The sequence below is a fragment of the Nesterenkonia aerolata genome, assembly GCF_031470965.1.
Lineage (GTDB): Bacteria > Actinomycetota > Actinomycetes > Actinomycetales > Micrococcaceae > Nesterenkonia > Nesterenkonia aerolata.
The window spans coordinates 14,910-33,902 of the sequence record NZ_JAVKGR010000011.1; the positions used below are offsets into that span (position 1 = coordinate 14,910).

The window sequence follows — 18,993 nt, forward strand, 5'->3', positions numbered from 1 at the left end:
CAGTGAATCCGAGACCGATAGTGACTGAAAAAGGGACGCCGATCTTCCAGGCAGTGTCTCAGCGGCTCACAGGCGCCCGACGGCGATCTGCAGCATGCGCCGCAGCGGCTCGGCCGCGCCCCACAGCAGCTGATCCCCGACGGTGAAAGCAGAGATGTACTCCGGTCCCATCTCCAGCTTGCGGATGCGCCCCACCGGGATCGTCAGCTCGCCGGTGGCTGCCACCGGGGTCAGCTGCTCCATGGTCGGTGCCTTCTCATTGGGCACCACCTTCGCCCAGTCAGAGCCGGCGGCGATGACAGACTCGATCTGCTCCACCGGGACATCCTCGGTGAGCTTCAGCGTCAGTGCCTGAGAGTGGGAACGCAGGGCGCCCACTCGAACACAGAGCGACTCGAAGGGGATCGCATCGCCGCGGCGCTGAACACCGGGCGCGCGATTCTCTCCCCGGCCGAGGATCTTATTGGTCTCGGCGCCGCCCTTCCATTCTTCCTTGGCCACACCGTCGCCCAGGTCAGCGTCGATCCACGGGATCAGCGAACCCGCCAGCGGCACGCCGAACTGCGAGTCATCGACTCCGCTGCGCTGGGTCTCGAGGACCTTGCGGTCGATGTCGAGGATCGCGGAGGCCGGGTCCGCCAGCTCAGCGGAGACGGAGTCGTGGATTGCGCCGAACTGGTTCAGCAGCTCGCGCATATGCTTGGCGCCACCGCCGGAGGCGGCCTGGTAGGTCATCGCAGTGCCCCACTCGATCAGGCCCTCCTTGAACAGCCCGCCGAGGCCCATCAGCATGCAGGAGACCGTGCAGTTCCCCCCGATGAACTCCTTGACCCCGGCGGCCAGGCCCGCGTCGATGACGTCCCGGTTGATCGGGTCCAGGGTGATAATGGAGGAGTCCTCCATCCGCAGTGTGGAGGCCGCATCGATCCACAGGCCGTCCCAGCCTGCGGCGCGGAGCTTCGGGTAGACCTCTTTGGTGTAGTCCCCGCCCTGGGCGGTGACGATGATCGGCAGCTTCCGCAGGGTCTCGACGTCGAAGGCGTCCTGAAGGGTCGTCTCCTCGAACTCCACGCCGTCGAAGCGGGGCGCCTCACCGCCTGCGTTGGAGGTGGAGAAGAACACCGGGCTGATGTGTCCGAAGTCCCCCTCGTCGAGCATGCGGCGGATGAGCACGGAACCCACCATGCCCCGCCAACCGATGATGCCCACAGAGGGAGAGTCACCGGCGGCAGAGGACAGAGCGTGCACGTCAGGGGATGTCAAAGTAGTCATACCACCAGGTTAGCGAACTCCGGCACCTGGTCCCTATGACTCAGCTGACGTTCATGCCCCGACGCCGGTGGTGCTCGATGCGATACCGCACGCCGCTCTCCGCGTGCCACCACCCCGAGGCAGGCTGTACAGACTCCAGTGCCCATCTGTCCTTCGGCAGCGTAGGCGCCAGAGTGTCCCCGGGTTCGGGCAGGTCGATGACGGTCACCACGGCAAGCTCGGCCAGATCCTCGGCCACTGCTCGAGCGTAGACGGACCCGCCTCCCATGATCCAGATATCAGCCTCCTCGGCCTCAGAGCGCAGAGTCGCCGACAGCAGATCCAGGCCAGCCGGCAGGGAGGACACCGGTTCGGCACCTGCGCCGGTGATCTCCGCGGCGCGGTCATCGGAGGAGGTGATCACCACATTGCGCCGCCCGGGCAATGGACGGAAACGTGCAGGCAGGGACTCCCAGGTCTTCCGCCCCATGATCAGCGGCGCGGCCGCCGTCGTGCGGCGGAAATGCCGCAGATCCTCCGGTAGATGCCAGGGCATACCGCCCTCGGCGCCGATCACCCCGTCCACGGTCTGCGCCCAGATCATCCCGATCCGGGGCTGCCTCGGGCCGCCGGTCATACGGCCACCGGCGCGGAGATCGTCGGGTGGTGCTGATAGTCGAGGAGCTCGATGTCCTCGTACTCGTAGTCGAAGATCGAGTCCGGTCTGCGGGCGAAACGCACGCTCGGGTATGGGTAGGGCTCCCGGCTGAGCTGTTCGCGGACCTGATCCACGTGGTTGTCATAGATATGGCAGTCCCCACCGGTCCAGACGAATTCACCGGGACGCAACTGGGCCTGCTCAGCGAGCATCATAGTCAGCAGCGCATAGGAGGCGATGTTGAACGGCACTCCGAGGAACAGGTCCGCCGAGCGCTGATACAGCTGACAGGAGAGCTCGCCGTCGGCCACGTAGAACTGGAACATGGTGTGGCACGGCGGCAGGGCCATCTGCTCCACCTCGGCCGGGTTCCAGGCAGTGACGATATGACGCCGTGAGTCCGGGTTCTTCCGCAGGGACTCCACGACGCCGGCGATCTGGTCCACCGAGCCGCCGTCGGGGGTCGGCCAGGACCGCCACTGCACTCCGTAGACCGGGCCGAGATCGCCGTTCTCATCAGCCCATTCGTTCCAGATCCGGACTCCGCGCTCCTGCAGCCACCGCACGTTGGACTCCCCACGCAGGAACCACAGCAGCTCCAGGGCCACGGAGCGGAAGTGCACACGCTTCGTGGTGATCAGCGGAAAGGACTCCCGCAGGTCGAACCGCAGCTGACGGCCGAAGACGCTGCGCGTGCCGGTGCCGGTGCGGTCGGACTTCGCCGTCCCGTGGCGCATCACATCGGCCAGCAGGTCCTCGTACGGGGTGGGGAGAGGGGAATCGACCGCCGCGCGCGGCAGGTCACTGTCCGGTGAGGTGGTCATAGCCGTTCAGCTTAGTCGAGAGAGCTGACATCGACGCTGTCTCAGCCGGCTGCCACCTGATTCCTGCGGTGTTCGGGATACCGGCGCAGGTAGTCATCGATGTAGGTGCATTCCGAGGTGAAGGCGCCACCTTCGGCCTCGATCTTCTCCAGCAGCAGGGTGACCAGACGCCGCGCGTAGCCGCGGCGGCCGAACCGGGGGCTGATCACGGTGTGCTGCAGCCGCAGCACCGGCTCGCCGGCGATGGTCTCCTCGGAATATCCGATGAAGCCGATGAATGTCTCGGTGCCGTCGATGACGTCCCACAGCTCGGCACGCCGACGGTCCTCGTCGAGGCGCATCTCTGCGTGGGGATGCACGTTCTTCTCCGCGTCCTGGCCGGATCGGCCCGCCTGTTCTGCCATGGCTCGAGACTACCGCCTGAGGGTCAGTCGTCGTAAGGTTCGTACACCTCGATCGAGATCACCTCACCGCTGCGGTCCAGCGCCTGCTGGGCGACGACGACGGCGCCTGGGCGCAGGTACGGGTCCTCTCCGGGCAGTCCGGCCTGGACGGTAGGATGCGGTGTCCATCTGCCCAGCTCCTCGAACACCGTGGGCAGCACCGGACGGTGTGTGCACACCACTGTGGGCAGCAGAGCCTCCAAGGACTTCCGTGTGCGGGAAGCGGCCTTCTTCGGCTGCTCCTTGGCGCGTTTCTCGGTCAGCGACTTGCGATGTTTGAGCCGGTGCCTGTGCTTCCGGGCATACGGCGCCAGGGTCTCGACGCAGCGACGCCACGGACTGGTCTCCAGCAGGCGGGGCCGCCAGGCGGTGAGCAGCCCTTCGACGGCTTTGGCCTGCCGTTTCCCGGTGGCGGCCAGGGGGCGTTCGCCCTCGGCGCGGGACCATGAGGTGCGTGGTTTCGCCTTGGCATGGCGCAGCACGATGAACGGGGAGGTGCACAGCCGGGAGGAGTCGGCCAGCCGCTCCAGCTCGTCGAGAGGTTCCACGTCGGTGCGGTTGGTCAGCATCTGCCGGGCTTGGGCGATCGAGACCCAGCGCACTTCGTCGGTCTCGGAGCCGTCGGGCTCGGCGGTGCCCTCGACGACTTCGGCCGCCCAGTACCAGACCTCCTTGGAGCGGCCTTTGCGCCCGTTGGACACGGTGTAACGGGTCACCGGCAGCGGCATGCCCAGCCGGACCTTCACCCCGATCTCTTCTCGGACCTCCCGCACCGCGCACTCGGGCAGGGTCTCACCCGGGTCGAGCTTTCCTTTGGGGAAGGACCAGTCGTCATAGCGGGGACGGTGGATCAGCAGCACTTCGATACGACCCCGGGTGGCTCTCCAGCACAGCGCTCCTGCTGCCAGGACCTGCGCGGTCGGGGCGGCATCGGTGTGGCGCGCAGTGCTGCGGCGGGGGGTGGTGGTCGGCACGTCGGCTCCTGGGTCGGCGGTGCGGAGAGAGTGAGAGGCTGTGACGGGGTCTGCAGCGGGAGTCTTCCGGACTCTGCGGCGAAGATCCCGAGAGGGACTCAGCTGACGCTGAGAACGGCAGAATACCCTGTGTGCGGCGTGTGCGGCGGCGGACTCAGCGGTGCGGTGCGGGGGCGTACATGATGTCGACGTCCCACCGGGTGAAGCCCAGGCGTCGGTACAGCTCGACGGCGGCGGTGTTGTCGGCGTCGACGTAGAGCATGATGGCGCGCAGCCCACGGCGGTGCAGGTGTTCGATCCCCGCCAAGGTCAGTGCCTTGCCGAGTCCGCGGCCCTGTGCTTCCGGGACCACTCCGACGACGTAGACCTCACCGAGGGCCTCATCGCGGCCTTCCTCCGGATCCCGGGGGTGGACCTTGGTCCAGTGAAATCCGAGCAGCTCGCCGTTCTCCTCGGCGAGCAGGAAGCCGGAGGGGTCGAACCAGTCTTCGGCCATCCGGCTGTGCAGGTCCTCCAAGGTCAGGTGTCCCTGCTCGGGGTGGTCGGCGAAGGCTGCGGCGTTGGCCATCAGCCAGGCTTCGTCATCGCGACCGGGCTCGAAGCTGCGGATCGTCACCGACTCGGGCAGCTCAGCCTCCGGCACATCTTCGGGAGTGCTGAGCCGCAGCCGCTGCAGTTCACGGATCGGGGCCCAGCCGAAGCGTGCACTGAGCGGTGCGACGGCGTCATGTTCACCGTGGGCCCAAGCCCTGCGCAGCCTGCCGGTCTCGGGGGAGAGGGGGCCCTTGTGCAGGGCGTCCACCAGCTGTGTGCCGATGCCGTGCTGGCGGTAGGAGGGCCGGACCACCAGCTCCAGCACGTCGGGGGAGGAGTCCTGGGAGTGGCCGCCGTCGCCGAGGACTACCACGCCCGCTCCGGCCAGCAGGCGCTCGCCGTCCCGGGTCCAGGCATAGGCGATCTCCAGCGGAGCCTCGGCACCTGAGGTGGTGCTTGAGGTAGTGCCTGAGGTGGTGTCTGATACGGCCTGTGGTGCATTGGTCTGTGCCGCCGTGTCCTGTGCTGCCGTGCCGATGGCCTGCTGCAGCTCGATGAGGGTCTGCTCGGAGTAGGGAGGGTTGCCGTCGGCCTGCTCGGCGGAGCGGGCGAGATCGTTCAGCGCCTCGAACTGCGCTGAGGTGGGTGCCCCGCGAACGATCTCGATGTCGATCTCGACGTCGAGATCGACATCATGGGGGTCTTTGTCCCGGGGAGTGTGCGGATGCTGTGGCGGTGCGGCGTCCATGGCCCCACTCTATCCGAGGGGATGGCCGGAGCCTGAGGGTCCGAGAGGTTCAGTCGGCCGCTGAGTCCCCGGCTGGCTGCTGGGCGACCAATCGGTAGCCCACGTTGCGCACGGTGCCGATCAGCGACTCATGATCAGCCCCCAGCTTCGCGCGAAGCCGCCGGATATGCACGTCGACGGTCCGAGTCCCGCCGAAGTAGTCGTACCCCCACACGTCATGGAGCAGCTGCTCCCGGGTGAAGACCTGACCGGGGTGCAGGGTCAGGTGCTTGAGCAGCTCGAACTCCTTATAGGTGAGATTGAGCATACGCCCGCGGATGGTGGCCATATAGGTGGACTCGTCGATGACGATGCCCCCGGCGCGGATCTCCGTCTCGGAGTGCTCAGGTGCGGTGTGCACAGTGGCTAGACGGATGCGCGCCTCGAGCTCGGCCGGATCGATGCGGTCGAGGACGAAATCGCCGATCTGCCAGCTCTCGTTCAGGGTCGGCAGCCCGGATTCGGACATCACCGCGATCACCGTGGCTCCCAGGGTCTCCTGGGCCAGACCGCACAGCGAGCGGGCGTGGGCGAGGCCGCTGCGTGCATCGACGAACACCACATCGCATTCCGGGGCGCGCACCAGCGAGGAGGCCTCGGCGGGTAACGTCCGCACCCGGTGTCCTAAGAGATCCAAAGAGCTCAGGGCGTCATGGGGGGTGTCCGAGAGAACGAGCACCGCAGCCATCTTCAGCCTTCCTCGCGCACCGTGAGTCCGATCTAGGTCCGGTGTAAGTCCTGTGTAGGTCCGGTGTAGGCCCGGTATGGGTCCAGCATCGGTCCGGTCGAGTATATCCGCCGTCGCTCTGGCAAGATGGCGGAGTGTGAAGTACATCCCGCTGGTCGCCTCCGCGCTGCTCTGCGCGACGGCGCTGCTGCTGGCCTCTGCTCTGGGCACCGCCGCTGTGGCCGTCGTCGCCGGTGTGGTCTGTCTTCTCGTGGCCCTGGGGTGGCCGCAGCTGATGGGCGTCACCGCCCGGACCTCGCTCTCGGCGGTGATCTTCTGCGCCGGTGCGGTGGCGGTGCTCGGTGCGGCCCTGGTGGAGCGGGCCGCCTCGCTGTTCTTCTGGTCCACTGTGGCGATCGCCTTCGGCGTCATGGTGGTCTTCGTCATTCAGGTGCTGCGCGGCACGGGGCGTCCGCAGCGCCTGGAATCCACGTTGGGGGCCTCCGCCGGAGTGGTCATCGCGACGACGGCGGCCGGGTGGGTCTCCGGTTATCGGTACCCGTTGGAGCTCACCGGCGCCGAGGGCGATCCTGATGACACCCGGGTCATCACTGTGCGCGGTCTGCTGCCCGCGGAAGGTGACGGGATCCTCGGGGTCTCCGGGCCGGGGCAGCAGCTGAGCATCATCGGACTGGGGGCGGTGCTGCTGATCGTCGCGGTGCTCATCGCCTGTCTCCCCGCCCGTGATCGTGTGGTCTTCCCTCTGGTCTCCCTCGGCGGTGCGGTGGCCGGTGCGCTGACCGGGTTCGTCTGGGGGCAGGCCACGATCGTCTTCTGCGCCATCCTCGGTGCCGGCGCCGGGGTGCTGATCGGTGCTTTTCGGCGGTTCCTGGTGGTCCAAGGCCCCCCGGTGGGTCTTCGTGCCCGGCTGGCGGTGGGTGCGGCGCCGGTGGCGGCGCTGGGATCAGTGGTCTATTTCGCGGAGCGGCTTCTGCTCGGCTGACGATCGGCTGAGTAGTGTGCCCGTCACCACCTGGGTGAGCCGTTAGACTGAGCGCATGGAATTCGGTCTGCAGAACGTTTCGGTCCTGGCCCTTGAGATCTTCTTCATCGGCCTGCTCGTGCTCTCAGTGCTCACCATCGGCGGTATCGCTCTGACTGTGGTCAGCCGTCTCTTCAAGGGTCAGCGCTGATCGATGGCCCCGATGGAGCTGCCCACTGACCTCACGCCTGAGCTGGTACCGCTGTACTGGCTCTTGGGTACCTGGGAGGGCGGCGGACGGCTGGGCGCCGGAGAAGAGTCGGACCCCCCTTTCGCGCAGCAGGTGACTTTCCGGGACTCCGGGTTGGAGTTCGTCGAGTACCGCGCCGAGACCAGCCTGACCGATGAGTCCGGTGCCAGGCTGCGGACGCTGAGCGTGGAGACCGGGTTCTGGGCCTTGGATCGTCCGCGTGTCGAGTCCGACGTCGGCCCGGGGCTGACGCCTGCTGATGTGGTCCCCGTCTACCGCAGCGCCGAGGACGTCCAGCAGTTGGCCGGTGAGGACGGCTCCTTTCCGATCACTGCGACGATCACTCATCCCGGCTCGCTCACCGAGCTCTACTACGGCAGGATCAAGGGGCCTCAGCTGCAGATCACCACTGATGCGGTGATGCGTGGGGAGAACGCGGCGGAATATCCGGCCGCCACGCGGATGTTCGGCTTGGTCGAGGAGCAGCTGTTCTGGCGGTGGGACGTCCAGGGCCCGGACGGCGAGATGACTCCGCATGCCTCGGCGGTGCTGAGGCGCACCGGCTCGGCGCGGACGGCCTGAACGGGTCTGAGTCTGCCGGGGCTGGGAAGACGACGGCGAAGGAGACCCCGATGACCACGACATCGCACAGTGCATATCATGCCGACGAGGCGGATTCGCGCGGGTCTGCGTCCCCGCTTCTGGGCCGCGAGGGCGCGGTCGCCGGAACCGGGGAGGACGCCGCAGTGCCGGCGCACTATGGTGCGCCGTCCCAGGAGCAGCGCGCGCTGGAGGACGGCCGCGCCGTCGTGGACCTCTCACATCGCGGCCTCGTCACCGTCACCGGAGCTGATCGGCTCTCCTGGCTGACGACGCTGTCCTCCCAGCAGGTCACAGACCTGGCGCCGGGAGAGTCTCGCGAGCTGCTGATGCTCGATATCTCCGGTCGGATAGAACAGTGGGCCGGCATCGTCGACGACGGCGAGACCGCCTGGCTGCTGACCGAGGGCTCCTGGGCCCCCTCACTGACCGCCTGGTTGGAGTCCATGCGTTTCGCGATGCGGGTGGAGGTGGCGGACCGTTCCGCTGACTTCGCCGTTATCGGCTCGACCATCGCGCTTCCCGAGTCCGTGCTGGAGGCCGCCGGAGTGTCCTCGCCGGTGAGGTGGGTCGATCCCTGGCCGCAGCTCGGACCGGGTGCGGCCAGCTACGCCGCTGTGGCCGAAGAGGCGCACCCCGCGGCGGAGTGGAGCTGGCATCTGAGCGTCATCGCCCAGGACCGGCTGGAGGCCCTGACCGCAGCTGCTGCCGAGGAAGGTCTCAGCCTGGCTGGAACCTGGGCGGCGGAGGCGCTGCGGATCGCCGCCTGGCGTCCGCGGCTGGTCCGTGAGGTCGACGCCAAGACGATTCCGCACGAGCTCGACATCATCCGCACGGCGGTGCATCTGTCCAAGGGGTGCTATAAGGGCCAGGAGACTGTGGCCCGGGTCCATAATCTGGGCCACCCGCCGCGGCGGCTGACGTTTCTGCACCTCGATGGTTCCGAGCACACGCATCCTCGCCCCGGTGCCGAGGTGCTGGCTCCGAAGGATCCGCATGCCGATGCTGAGGCGCTCGGCGGTGAGCGTCCCGTCGGCACGGTGACCTCGGTGGCGCTGCACTATGAGATGGGTCCGGTGGCGTTGGCGGTGCTCAAGCGCCGGGTGGAGCCCGGGCAGCAGCTGGTGGTCCGGGATGCCGTGGGGGAGCAGGCGGCGTACTGGGCGGCGGCCCAGGAGATGATCGTCCGTCCCGATGCCGGTATGACAGTGGGCCGACCGCAGGGCGACTTCGTCCGCCGCGGCCGTCGCTGACCCTGCCCAGGCCTGGTTCGGGCTCAGCTCAGCAGGACGGTGGTCTGGGAGCCGGCCTGGCTGAATCCGATGCGCTCGGCGATGCGCGCCGCCGCGACAGAGCCTTCAGGCACCCTCCATTGCGGCACCAGGCCCTCGACGAAGGCCTCCTCTGCGGCGATGGCAGCGATGCGTGTCCCCAAACCTGTTCTGCGCGTGTCAGGGCGGGTGAGCACTCCCAGATGCGCCAGCGCGTGATGCCAGATCTCCCGGCCTGCGGCGGCTACCGGCACGGGGCCGGGGGCTCCCGGTGCCGCGGAGGAACTGGGGGCGCTTGAGGGGTCTGACCCGTGGGGCTCACCGGGCCGATCGTCGTTGCCGCCGGGTACGTGCATCATCGTCGCGGTCCATTCGGCTGCGCCGACACCGGAGGCCGCCACATCATCAGCCGGGCACTGTGCGCTCAGCGTGCTGGCGTCGGCGGGATCGAAGGAGATGGGCAGATCATCGTCGAGCGCTGCGGGGACGGACGGTTCTTCACAGTAGAGCAGACGTGCTGTGCCCGCGGTCCGTGCTCCGGGGTGCTGGGGCAGGAGCAGTTCGAGCAGCCGCCGGTCTGAGGCCAGTTGGGCTGTCTGCGCGGCGGCCAGCACATCGCAGGCGGCGGGCGGGCCGCTGATGATGGTGTGGCCGAACAGGCTGACGATGCGCACCGCTGAGGAGCTTTCGTCCACGACCACCAGCGGTGCGACGGCGGGCTGCTCGTCGAAGGTGCCGTCGTCGATCCCCAGCATGCGGGCCCAGACGAAACCGACGATCTGCCGCGTCTGATCGGTCAATGTCATGGCACAGGCTCCCTGCATCGCGGGTTACACAACATGGGCTACACATCACGAGTTGCACATCACCGGCTGGACATCACCGGCTGCACAACACCGACTGAACAACACCGGCCGCATCGAGGTCTGCGCGGCGGGCCGCATCGATGGGTGCGGTGCGCGACGCGAGCCTCGTCAGCGTCCGATCAGCGTCCGAAGAGGATCTTCGCCTCTTCGTACCGGCTGGCCGGGACCTCCTTGAGCCCGTCGAGAGCCTCGGTGAGGTTGACCTTCTCGATCTCAGTGCCCCGCAGCGCAGCCATGTGGCCCCAGGCCTGCTCATGGACCAGATCCAGGGCCTTGATGCCGAACCGGGTCGCGAGTACGCGGTCGAATCCGGTGGGGTTTCCGCCGCGCTGGATGTGTCCCAGCGTGGTGTTCCGGGTTTCGATGCCGGTGTGCTGTTCGATCTGGTCGGTCAGCCAGTTGCCGATCCCGCCCAGACGCGGTCGGCCGTCGGCCTCCTGCCCCTTATCGGCCACCGCCTCTTCCGAGCCCTCCGGCACGTAGCCTTCGGCGACGACGACCAGTGCCGCCCGCCCGCGCGCGTGCACCTGCTGGACCCATTCGCAGACCTGGTCGATGCTCACCCGCTGTTCGGGGATGAGGATCGCGTGGGCGCCGGCAGCCATCCCCGAATGCAGGGCGATCCAGCCGACGTGACGGCCCATGACCTCGGCCACCATGCACCGGCTGTGTGACTCGCCGGTGGTGCGCAGCCGATCCATGGCGTCGGTGGCGATGGAGACGGCCGTGTCGAATCCGAAGGTGTAATCGGTGGCCTTGAGGTCGTTGTCGATGGTCTTGGGGACCCCGACCACCGGCACGCCGTCATCGGCCAGCCGCTTGGCCCCGGCCAGTGTGCCTTCGCCGCCGATGGCGATCACGGCATCGAGGTCGTCGCGGCGCATACGCTCGCGGATGTTCTCCGGGCCGCCCTGCGGGTGGTTGTACGGGTGGGTCCGTGAGGTGCCGAGGATGGTGCCGCCCTGGCGGGCGAGACCGCGGACGTCCTGGCGGGAGAGCTCGATGTGGTCTCCCTCGATGAGTCCTCGCCAGCCGTCGCGGATGCCGACGAACTCATCGCCGTAGCTCTTGATGCCGTGCAGCACTGCGGAGCGGATCACCGCGTTGAGTCCCGGGCAGTCGCCGCCGGAGGTCAGAAGTCCGATGCGCATGGTGGGGTGGCCGTGCCTTTCTGAGTCGGTGTCTGGTCCTGGGGTCGGTGCCTGGTCCTGAGGCGGTGCGCGGCTCAGCCGCGCCCGAGGAGCTCGGTGATGCGTTCGAGCCCGCGGCGCAGGTCGTCATCGCCGAGGGCATAGGACAGCCGAAGGTAGCCGCTGGGGCCGAAGGCCTCCCCGGGGACGACGGCGACCTTGGCCTCTTCGAGGATGACCTCGGCGAGTTCCGCGGAGGTCTGCGGGGTCGTGCCGCCGATCTCACGGCCGAGGGTGCCGCGGACATCGACGTAGGCGTAGAAGGCGCCCTCCGGGGTCGGGCAGCTGAACCCGGCAACGGCGTTCAGGCCGTCGACGATGGTGCGGCGTCGGCGGTCGAACGCCTCGCGCATCTCGGCCACCGTGTCCTGAGGGCCGGTCAGAGCCTCCAGAGCGGCCATCTGCGAGACGTTGGCCACGTTCGAGGTGGCGTGGGACTGCAGATTCGAGGCCGCCTTGATCAGGTCCTGGGGTCCGACCATCCACCCGACCCTCCATCCGGTCATCGCGTAGGTCTTGGCCACGCCGGAGAGCACGACGACCTGCTCGGCCAGTTCGGTCAGCGAGGCGATGGAGGTGAAGGGCACGCCGTCGTAGGTGAGCTTCTCGTAGATCTCATCGGTGACCACCCACAGGCCCTTCTGGGCGGCCCAGCGGCCGATCTCCGCGACCTGCTCGGGGGAGTAGACGGCTCCGGTGGGGTTCGAGGGGGAGACGAAGACCAGCACCTTGGTGCGCTCGGTGATGGCCTCCTCCAGCTGCTCCACCGTGACCTGGTAGCCCTGCTCGGGACCGGCGAAGACATCGACGGGTACACCGCCGGCGAGCTTGATCGACTCCGGGTAGGTCGTCCAGTACGGGGCGGGGAGAAGGACCTCGTCTCCGGGATCCAGCAGTGCGGCGAAGGTGTTGTAGACCGCCTGCTTCCCCCCGTTGGTGACCAGCACATTGGCGGCCTCCACGGGGAACCCGGAGTCCCGGGAGGTCTTCTCGGCGATGGCTTCGCGCAGCTCGGGCAGACCCGCGGCGGGTGAGTACCGGTGGAAGCGCGGATCCTTGGCGGCGCTCACGGCCGCAGCGACGATGTGCTCAGGGGTGGGGAAGTCCGGCTCTCCTGCGCCGAAGCCGATGACGTCCTCGCCCTCGGCCTTCAGCGCCTTGGCCTTGGCGTCCACGGCGAGGGTGGCGGACTCGGCGATCGACCCGATGCGTTCGGAGACGCGGGCGGAGGGGGCTGTCATAGTGTCTTCCTCATCGTCGTCCTGTGCGGCCGCGACGGCGGCGGCCTGCCGGTGACTCCCACACTATCGGCAGGGACTGACATGGTGAACAGGTCCCTCTGGGGGAGATCAGGTGGAAGAGGGTCTCCCCTGGCCGGGTGTTTTGTCCCTCCTCTGGCCACGATGTAGACTCGTTCATCGGTGTCTGGGCACCTCTGATGGGCTGTGCCCTCCAGAGTGCAGCATCCAGACCCTAGGGCAGTGGCGCAATTGGTAGCGCAACGGTCTCCAAAACCGTAGGTTGCAGGTTCGAGTCCTGTCTGCCCTGCGCTGAGCGGCGCGGTGTTCCGGCATGACGGTCGAGCCAGCTCACATCTTGTCCACCGACCCCATGGAGCCTCCGTGTCCCAGACACCTTCCCAGGAAGACCAGGGCAGGTCCCCGGACGGCGGTTCCCCGCGGGGTCCGATCGGCAAGGTGTGGCTGTTCCTCCGGCAGGTCTTCGACGAGATCAAGAAGGTCGTCGTCCCCACCCGGCGTGAGCTGACGAACTACACGTTGGTCGTTCTGGTCTTCGTCGTCATCGTGATCCTGCTGGTCACCGGCTTGGACAGGGTCTTCGGCACTGCTGCGGAGTGGGTCTTCGGCGACGGCGCGGCGGAAGCTCCCGCCCAGGAAGCGCCGCTCGAGGAGCTGCCCGCTGAGGGCGATGCCGAGGAGGAGGCTCCGGCCGATGACGCTGAACAGGGTCAGGACGACGGTGAGGATTCGTAGGGCACGCGCCGTGTTGACACCCCGGTGATCGCAGGACGGGTGGAGCAGGACCGGAAAGACGTCGCGCCAGTTGCAGCGCCGATGAGGGCCGCAGACGATGCGGGCCGCGCGGCGGAGACCACGAAGAGCAGGAGAGACAGTGTCAGAACAGGAACTTTCGCAGCAGCCCGAGGCCGAGGAGGCTCTCGAGACGGCCGCCGTGCCCGGCGACGACGTCGCCCAGGACGCTGTCGAGGCTCCCGCTGATGCTGAGGACGCCGTTGTGGCCGACACCGAGCAGGACGTTGATGCTGAGCCGGAGTCTGCCCAGCCGGAGTCTGCCGAGGCGGTCGAAGAGCCCGAGGAGAAGACGTGGGAGCAGCGCGCTGATGACCTGCGCCGCGAACTGCGCCGAGGCCTCGGTGACTGGTACGTCGTCCACACCTACGCCGGCTACGAGAAGCGGGTGAAGTCCAACCTGGAGACCCGTATCCAGACCCAGGACATGGAGGACGCGATCTTCGAGATCGACGTCCCCATGGAAGAGGTCGTGGAGATCAAGGGGACCCAGCGCAAGGTCGTCAACCGGGTGCGCATTCCCAGCTACGTGCTGGTGCGTATGGAGATGACCGACGCGGCCTGGGGCGTCGTCCGTCACACTCCCGGTGTCACCGGCTTCGTCGGCAACGCCCATGATCCGCACCCGCTGGACATCAACGAGGTCTACGACATGCTCGTCGAGCACCGCCTCGGCAAGCCGGATGCCCCGAAGGTCATCGACACCGAGTCCGGCGATGCCGCCCCGGCCCGTCCGGCCCAGGGCGAGTCGGTCACGGTCGACTTCGAGGTGGGCGAGTCGGTCACCGTCAATGACGGCCCGTTCGCGACCCTGCCGGCCACGATCTCCGAGATCCATCCCGACAGCCGCCAGCTGGTGGTCCTCGTCTCGATCTTCGAGCGCGAGACCCCGGTGACGCTGAACTTCAACCAGGTGGACAAGGTCTACTGACCGGCCACTGACATAGAGACCCTCGGTGCGCGCGGATGGCTTTGGTCCGCCGCTCCGACACGGTCATCGCCGCCATGATGACCACCCCCTCCGCCCACGCTCCTGTGGCGAGGGAAACCGCAAGTACGAAGGACGCTTTCAACTATGGCCCCGAAGAAGAAGGTCGCCGGCCTGATCAAGCTGCAGATCCAGGCAGGTGCCGCCAACCCGGCACCGCCCATCGGTCCTGCGCTCGGTCAGCACGGCGTCAACATCATGGAGTTCTGCAAGGCCTACAATGCCGCGACTGAGTCGCAGCGCGGCAATGTGGTGCCGGTGGAGATCACGGTCTATGAGGACCGCTCCTTCACCTTCATCACCAAGACCCCGCCGGCTGCTGAGCTGATCAAGAAGGCTGCCGGTGTGGCCAAGGGTTCGGGCGTGCCGCACACCGATAAGGTCGGCAAGCTCACCCAGGCCCAGGTCGAGGAGATCGCTCAGACGAAGATGGAGGACCTCAACGCCCACGACGTCGAGGCGGCTTCCAAGATCATCGCCGGTACCGCCCGTTCCATGGGTATCGAGGTCCAGGCCTGACACTCGGCGAAGCGCCGAGAACGAGACAACCCCTGTGGGAAGGGCCGAGCGCGGCCCGCACACCACACCTGCCAAGGAGAGAAATAAGCAGATGGCACAGCGCAGCAAAGCATATCGGGCGGCCGCCGAGAAGATCGACGCGGACCACCTCTACTCCCCGGCTGAGGCCGTGAGCCTGGCCAAGGAGGTCAACCCGTCGTCGAAGGACGCCACCGTCGAGGTCGTCTTCCGCCTGTCGGTCGACCCGCGTAAGGCCGACCAGATGGTCCGCGGCACGGTGAACCTGCCGCACGGCACCGGCAAGACCGCCCGCGTGGTGGTCTTCGCCCAGGGTGACAACGCCGCCAAGGCCGAAGAGGCCGGTGCGGACTGGGTCGGCTCTGACGAGCTGATCGCCAAGGTCGCCGACGGCTGGACCGACTTCGACGCCGCCGTGGCCTCTCCGGACATGATGGGCAAGGTCGGACGCCTGGGTAAGGTCCTGGGTCCGCGCAACCTGATGCCGAACCCGAAGACCGGCACCGTCACCCCGGACGTGGCCAAGGCCGTGGCCGACATCAAGGGCGGAAAGATCGACTTCCGTGTCGACAAGCACTCCAACCTGCACTTCATCATCGGCAAGACCAGCTTCGATGCCGCGCAGCTGGCGGACAACTACGCCGCGGCGCTGGACGAGATCCTGCGTCTGAAGCCCTCGGCGTCGAAGGGCCGCTACATCCAGCGGGCCACCATCTCGACGACCTTCGGCCCGGGCATCCCGGTGGACCCGAACGTCACCCGCGTGGTGCCGCAGGCCTGAGCATCCTGCTGCTGAGAAGGGCCCCGATCGACTCCCTCCGGGAGAGCGGTCGGGGCCCTTCTCTATGTCTAGGCTCATGTCCACAGCCGGTGGTCTGGATTGCTCAGACGGGCTTCTCAGGCGGGTTGCGTCGCGGTACGCCCGCTGCGGGTGCGCTCGGAGACGTGGATCGGGATCGTGCCCTCGACCACTGTGGTGCCGTCGCTGATCAGGCGTGCGCTGACCCGCACGTCGATCTGGAAGGGTGGGGTCTGAGCCCAGTCCTCCGGTGAGGTTTCCGCCAGGCATTCGACGTCGCCGGGAGTCTTGGCCAGGTAGTCCAAGTGGATGCCCTTGGGGATCCACCGTTGGTGATCGGGCACAGTGGCTTCGGAGAGCAGGCCCATAGCGGCCTCCAGGCCGTTGGCCACGGCGATGGCATGGAGAGTGCCGATGTGGTTCTTCGTGCTCCAGCGCCGACGGATGCGCACTACGGCGCGGTGGGGTTCGATGGACTGCACCATCGGTCGGACTGTGCGGAAGTACGGCACTTTGAGCATATAGGCGGCGGAGAAGGCGATGCGGCCGAGGCCTGCGCTCTTCGACGTCAACCGGCGGTAGAGGGCGTATGTCTCACTCATGGGGTCATGTTACCGGTCGGTCACCTGGTGTGGCGAGAATCATGCTAAGTTCGCGGGCGTGGATCCGCGACACTTCTATCAGCCTCGTGAGGGGCACGGTCTTGCCCATGACCCGTTCAAAGCGATCATCGCCCCGCGCCCAGTGGGATGGGTGTCCACCGCCGCTGATGACGGCACGCTGAACCTGGCCCCGTACAGCTTCTTCAATGCCTTCACCGCCGATCCGCCGATCATCGGATTCGCATCGAACGGGTGGAAGGATTCAGTGGCCAACGTGGAGGCCACCGGGGAGTTCTGCTGGCATCTGGCTGAGTATCAGTTGGCGGAGCACATGAATCTGTCCTCGGCGGACGTGCCCGCTGAGACCAGCGAGTTCGACGTCGCCGGGCTGACTTCGCGGCAGTCTAGGGTCGTCAGCGTGCCGCATGTGGCCGAAGCGAGGGTGGTCTTCGAATGTCGTCGCACCCAGATCCTGCAGCTCACCGACGCTGAAGGCTCTGCGGTCGATACCTGGCTGACCCTCGGTGAGGTGGTCGGTGTCCACATCGACGAATCCCTGCTGGTCGACGGCGTGTATGACACCGCGGCCGGTGATCCGGTCATGCGTGCCGGAGGCCCGGGGGACTACTTTCGGATCGGGGCTCACGGCCTATTCCGTATGCGACGGCCGCGCAGCGAGGATCTCAACGCCTCCCACTGAGTAGGGAGAGCTTTGGCACATGGCTGGAACAGGTGACGGGTCTGACGGAGGTAGTCTGACCGCCGGTTCAGCCCCTAGTCACGTTCCGGAGAATTCACGTGGTCAGATCTGGTGGTGACGTGGCCCACAGGATACTGTGCTGATCAGTCGCCCCGTTCACCGGGCGATGTCAGTGCGGGACGGCTCTTCAGCGCATGGGGTACAACGGGTGGTAGCACGGGTCTGGCAGTGCTGGGTCGAAGAAGAGGGCAGGATCCTCGCCGTGAGGGCGAGAGTCAGGGCCGCCGTCGCCTGAACGGGATTCTCACAGGAATGGAACCGTGCTATGACCAAGAACATCTCAGGGCGCTCTCGTCGTCGCGTGACGGCGCTGCTTGCTGGTCCGATCATCACCGTCGGCATGCTGGGGCTGACCGCTCCGACGGCGATGGCCGATACTCTCGAGACCGCCGAGGCCGCCGTGGAGCCACCCGACGGCGAGGGGCAGGGCAACCAAGAGCAGAGTGATCAAGAGCAGGGCGGTGAAGAGCAGGGTGCCGGTGACGCCGGTGCGGAAGGCACTGTCGATCCCGCCCTGGTCGAACAGCCAGCGGAGCAGGACGTTGAGCAGGACGCTGAGCAGGACGCTGAGCAGGAGGAGGGACAGGCTCAGGGCGGGGAAGAGGCCGGCACCACCGAGTCGGGTCAGGGTGACGCCGCTGACCAGCAGGCCCCTGCCCCGGAGGAGGCTGAGGGTGCAGAGGACGGTGCCCAGGCTCGAGCTGCTGACTCCGGTGGAGATGATGATGCTGCTGACGCCGAGGGTGACGATGCCGGTACCGGGGCCAACGACGGCGACGCCGTTGATAGTGGTGACGACAGTGTTGATGACGCTGGTGACGGCGGTGCGGATGACTCTGCTGATGACAGTGACGCCGGAGAGGTCGCCGATGGCGAGGCCGTTGATGCCGCGGCGGTTCAGGAGCAGGGCTCAGATTCCGCGGAGGAGGCCGGGGATTCGTCTGTGACCGCCGAGGACTCCAGTGTGTCCTTTGAGGTCTACTCTTTCGAAGTCTTCGATCTGCCGGATGAGCCGACCTCCGGCTGGCTGGGTGCTGCACCGGAGGGCAACCAGGGCGGTGGTCAGGGCATCGTGGGGATGAGTGATGAGATACAGGAGTACATGAGCGACGCCGTGGAGTACGACGAGGACCTCTGGTGGGCTTATGATCCTGACGCGGCCACGGTCTGCGCCCTGCCGGAGCGGGGTTCCGAGGACCTCGGCCCGCTGGAAGAGGGTCCGGATGACGGCAGCACCGGTGTCTGGGGGCTGGTCGCCGGTGACCAGTTCTGGGCGGTCTACAACGACTTCTACGACATCCTCGCGTTCGTACCGGAACACCAGCTCTGGCTTGAAGGGGCCGAGCAGCCGTGGCAGGCCTACGCCGGGTGCGGGCACAGCGATTCCTCCGATCCGGTCAGATGGAGCGGCAGCCAGGAAGATGACCCTGACCCCCAGGGTGCGCCGGCGGACCTCGCGGACTGGCAGCTCTACTACGCGCTCGGGCTGGATGAGCCGGGTGAGGACCTCATGCCTCCGGGCGCGTTGCAGAAGCTCTACGACCACCCGGCCTACACCGGTCAGGGTCACACAGTGCAGGACCAGACAGTGCAGGACCAGGCAGTGCAGGATCAGGGAGCTGCCCGGGGTGCTGCTCGGGATCACGATGATGCCGCAGACCACCGGGACGCCTCCGTTCATGGCGGCGAGCAGTTGGCCGAGACCGGGGCGGACAGCAGCGCCTTCGCCATGGGTGCCGGATTGTTCGTCCTGATCGGCGGGGCGCTGACCGCTTTCGCCTATTGGATGAGGCTGAGGGGTCGCCACCGCTGACCCTGGCCTCAGCCAGCAGCACAGGGTAGCTGAGCCCTGACTATGGAGCCCCGCCGGATACACACGGAGGGGCTCCATAGCGTCTGCGGGGTCGTGTCCGCGGTGTCGTCTCCGACATGGTCACCACAACTGCGAACCGGGACCGT

At 67.2% G+C, this 18,993-nt stretch carries 21 protein-coding genes and 1 tRNA gene; 11 read left to right on the forward strand and 11 right to left on the reverse strand.

Annotated elements, in window-relative coordinates; all coding sequences use genetic code 11:
- Nucleotides 1-66: 66 nt before the first annotated feature.
- The 7 genes from asd to RIL96_RS09450 form a co-directional block, all read right to left on the reverse strand.
- On the reverse strand, nt 67-1,272 hold the full coding sequence (gene asd, locus RIL96_RS09420) for an aspartate-semialdehyde dehydrogenase (protein WP_374761879.1): 1,206 nt from the start codon (nt 1,270-1,272) through the stop codon (nt 67-69).
- A 40-nt stretch (nt 1,273-1,312) separates the two neighbouring features.
- A complete protein-coding gene (locus tag RIL96_RS09425; protein WP_310548767.1) occupies nt 1,313-1,888 on the reverse strand; it encodes a dihydrofolate reductase in 576 nt (191 codons plus the stop codon).
- Nucleotides 1,885-2,733, reverse strand: a complete 849-nt coding sequence (locus RIL96_RS09430; protein WP_310548768.1) for a thymidylate synthase — start codon at nt 2,731-2,733, stop codon at nt 1,885-1,887. Before RIL96_RS09430 ends, RIL96_RS09425 begins: the two co-directional genes overlap by 4 nt.
- 41 nt (nt 2,734-2,774) lie before the next feature.
- Complete coding sequence (locus RIL96_RS09435; RefSeq protein ID WP_310548769.1) at nt 2,775-3,137, reverse strand: GNAT family N-acetyltransferase; 363 nt, start codon at nt 3,135-3,137, stop codon at nt 2,775-2,777.
- A 23-nt stretch (nt 3,138-3,160) separates the two neighbouring features.
- Entirely contained in the window at nt 3,161-4,150 is a 990-nt protein-coding gene (locus RIL96_RS09440; protein WP_310548770.1) for an NUDIX hydrolase, read from the reverse strand.
- 154 nt (nt 4,151-4,304) lie between these two features.
- Nucleotides 4,305-5,432 carry a mycothiol synthase gene (gene mshD / locus RIL96_RS09445; protein WP_310548771.1) on the reverse strand — a complete coding sequence of 376 codons (1,128 nt, stop codon included), beginning with the start codon at nt 5,430-5,432 and terminating at the stop codon, nt 4,305-4,307.
- 49 nt (nt 5,433-5,481) lie between these two features.
- A complete protein-coding gene (locus RIL96_RS09450) occupies nt 5,482-6,159 on the reverse strand; it encodes a response regulator transcription factor (protein WP_310548772.1) in 678 nt (225 codons plus the stop codon).
- Between the two features lie 136 nt (nt 6,160-6,295).
- Between RIL96_RS09450 and RIL96_RS09455 the strand changes: the two genes are divergently transcribed.
- The 4 genes from RIL96_RS09455 to ygfZ are packed head-to-tail and all read left to right on the forward strand — an operon-like array spanning nt 6,296 to nt 9,223.
- On the forward strand, nt 6,296-7,141 hold the full coding sequence (locus RIL96_RS09455) for a hypothetical protein (RefSeq protein ID WP_310548773.1): 846 nt from the start codon (nt 6,296-6,298) through the stop codon (nt 7,139-7,141).
- Between the two features lie 55 nt (nt 7,142-7,196).
- Nucleotides 7,197-7,331: a hypothetical protein gene (locus tag RIL96_RS09460; protein ID WP_310548774.1), complete on the forward strand. Its 135-nt coding sequence runs from the start codon at nt 7,197-7,199 to the stop codon at nt 7,329-7,331.
- A gap of 3 nt (nt 7,332-7,334) precedes the next feature.
- A complete protein-coding gene (locus RIL96_RS09465; RefSeq protein ID WP_310548775.1) occupies nt 7,335-7,952 on the forward strand; it encodes a nitrobindin family protein in 618 nt (205 codons plus the stop codon).
- A gap of 50 nt (nt 7,953-8,002) precedes the next feature.
- Nucleotides 8,003-9,223, forward strand: coding sequence for a CAF17-like 4Fe-4S cluster assembly/insertion protein YgfZ (gene ygfZ / locus RIL96_RS09470; RefSeq protein ID WP_310548776.1), 1,221 nt, complete (start codon nt 8,003-8,005; stop codon nt 9,221-9,223).
- A gap of 23 nt (nt 9,224-9,246) precedes the next feature.
- Here ygfZ and RIL96_RS09475 read toward each other — a convergent pair whose 3' ends face one another.
- The 3 genes from RIL96_RS09475 to RIL96_RS09485 all read right to left on the reverse strand — a co-directional run bounded on the left by RIL96_RS09475 (nt 9,247) and on the right by RIL96_RS09485 (nt 12,538).
- Entirely contained in the window at nt 9,247-10,047 is an 801-nt protein-coding gene (locus tag RIL96_RS09475; RefSeq protein WP_310548777.1) for a GNAT family N-acetyltransferase, read from the reverse strand.
- A 179-nt stretch (nt 10,048-10,226) separates the two neighbouring features.
- A complete protein-coding gene (locus RIL96_RS09480; RefSeq protein WP_310548778.1) occupies nt 10,227-11,258 on the reverse strand; it encodes a 6-phosphofructokinase in 1,032 nt (343 codons plus the stop codon).
- A 74-nt stretch (nt 11,259-11,332) separates the two neighbouring features.
- A complete protein-coding gene (locus tag RIL96_RS09485; RefSeq protein WP_310548779.1) occupies nt 11,333-12,538 on the reverse strand; it encodes a pyridoxal phosphate-dependent aminotransferase in 1,206 nt (401 codons plus the stop codon).
- A 234-nt stretch (nt 12,539-12,772) separates the two neighbouring features.
- Here RIL96_RS09485 and RIL96_RS09490 point away from each other — a divergent pair.
- The 5 genes from RIL96_RS09490 (at nt 12,773) to rplA (ending at nt 15,654) form a co-directional block, all read left to right on the forward strand.
- A tRNA-Trp gene (locus RIL96_RS09490) sits at nt 12,773-12,845 on the forward strand.
- Nucleotides 12,846-12,919: 74 nt separating this feature from the next.
- A complete protein-coding gene (secE, locus tag RIL96_RS09495; protein ID WP_310548780.1) occupies nt 12,920-13,291 on the forward strand; it encodes a preprotein translocase subunit SecE in 372 nt (123 codons plus the stop codon).
- Between the two features lie 139 nt (nt 13,292-13,430).
- The gene (gene nusG / locus RIL96_RS09500) at nt 13,431-14,279 is read left to right on the forward strand and encodes a transcription termination/antitermination protein NusG (RefSeq protein ID WP_310548781.1); all 849 of its coding nucleotides are present in this window, start codon (nt 13,431-13,433) and stop codon (nt 14,277-14,279) included.
- A gap of 144 nt (nt 14,280-14,423) precedes the next feature.
- Nucleotides 14,424-14,855 carry a 50S ribosomal protein L11 gene (rplK, locus tag RIL96_RS09505; protein ID WP_310548782.1) on the forward strand — a complete coding sequence of 144 codons (432 nt, stop codon included), beginning with the start codon at nt 14,424-14,426 and terminating at the stop codon, nt 14,853-14,855.
- A 91-nt stretch (nt 14,856-14,946) separates the two neighbouring features.
- Nucleotides 14,947-15,654, forward strand: coding sequence for a 50S ribosomal protein L1 (rplA, locus tag RIL96_RS09510; protein WP_310548783.1), 708 nt, complete (start codon nt 14,947-14,949; stop codon nt 15,652-15,654).
- A gap of 116 nt (nt 15,655-15,770) precedes the next feature.
- Here rplA and RIL96_RS09515 read toward each other — a convergent pair whose 3' ends face one another.
- Nucleotides 15,771-16,274, reverse strand: a complete 504-nt coding sequence (locus tag RIL96_RS09515) for a hotdog fold domain-containing protein (RefSeq protein ID WP_310548784.1) — start codon at nt 16,272-16,274, stop codon at nt 15,771-15,773.
- A gap of 58 nt (nt 16,275-16,332) precedes the next feature.
- On the opposite strand from RIL96_RS09515, the gene RIL96_RS09520 reads away from it, so the two are divergent.
- Nucleotides 16,333-16,974, forward strand: a complete 642-nt coding sequence (locus RIL96_RS09520; protein ID WP_310548785.1) for a flavin reductase family protein — start codon at nt 16,333-16,335, stop codon at nt 16,972-16,974.
- A gap of 325 nt (nt 16,975-17,299) precedes the next feature.
- On the forward strand, nt 17,300-18,847 hold the full coding sequence (locus RIL96_RS09525) for a hypothetical protein (RefSeq protein ID WP_310548786.1): 1,548 nt from the start codon (nt 17,300-17,302) through the stop codon (nt 18,845-18,847).
- The last annotated feature ends 146 nt before the right edge of the window (nt 18,848-18,993 follow it).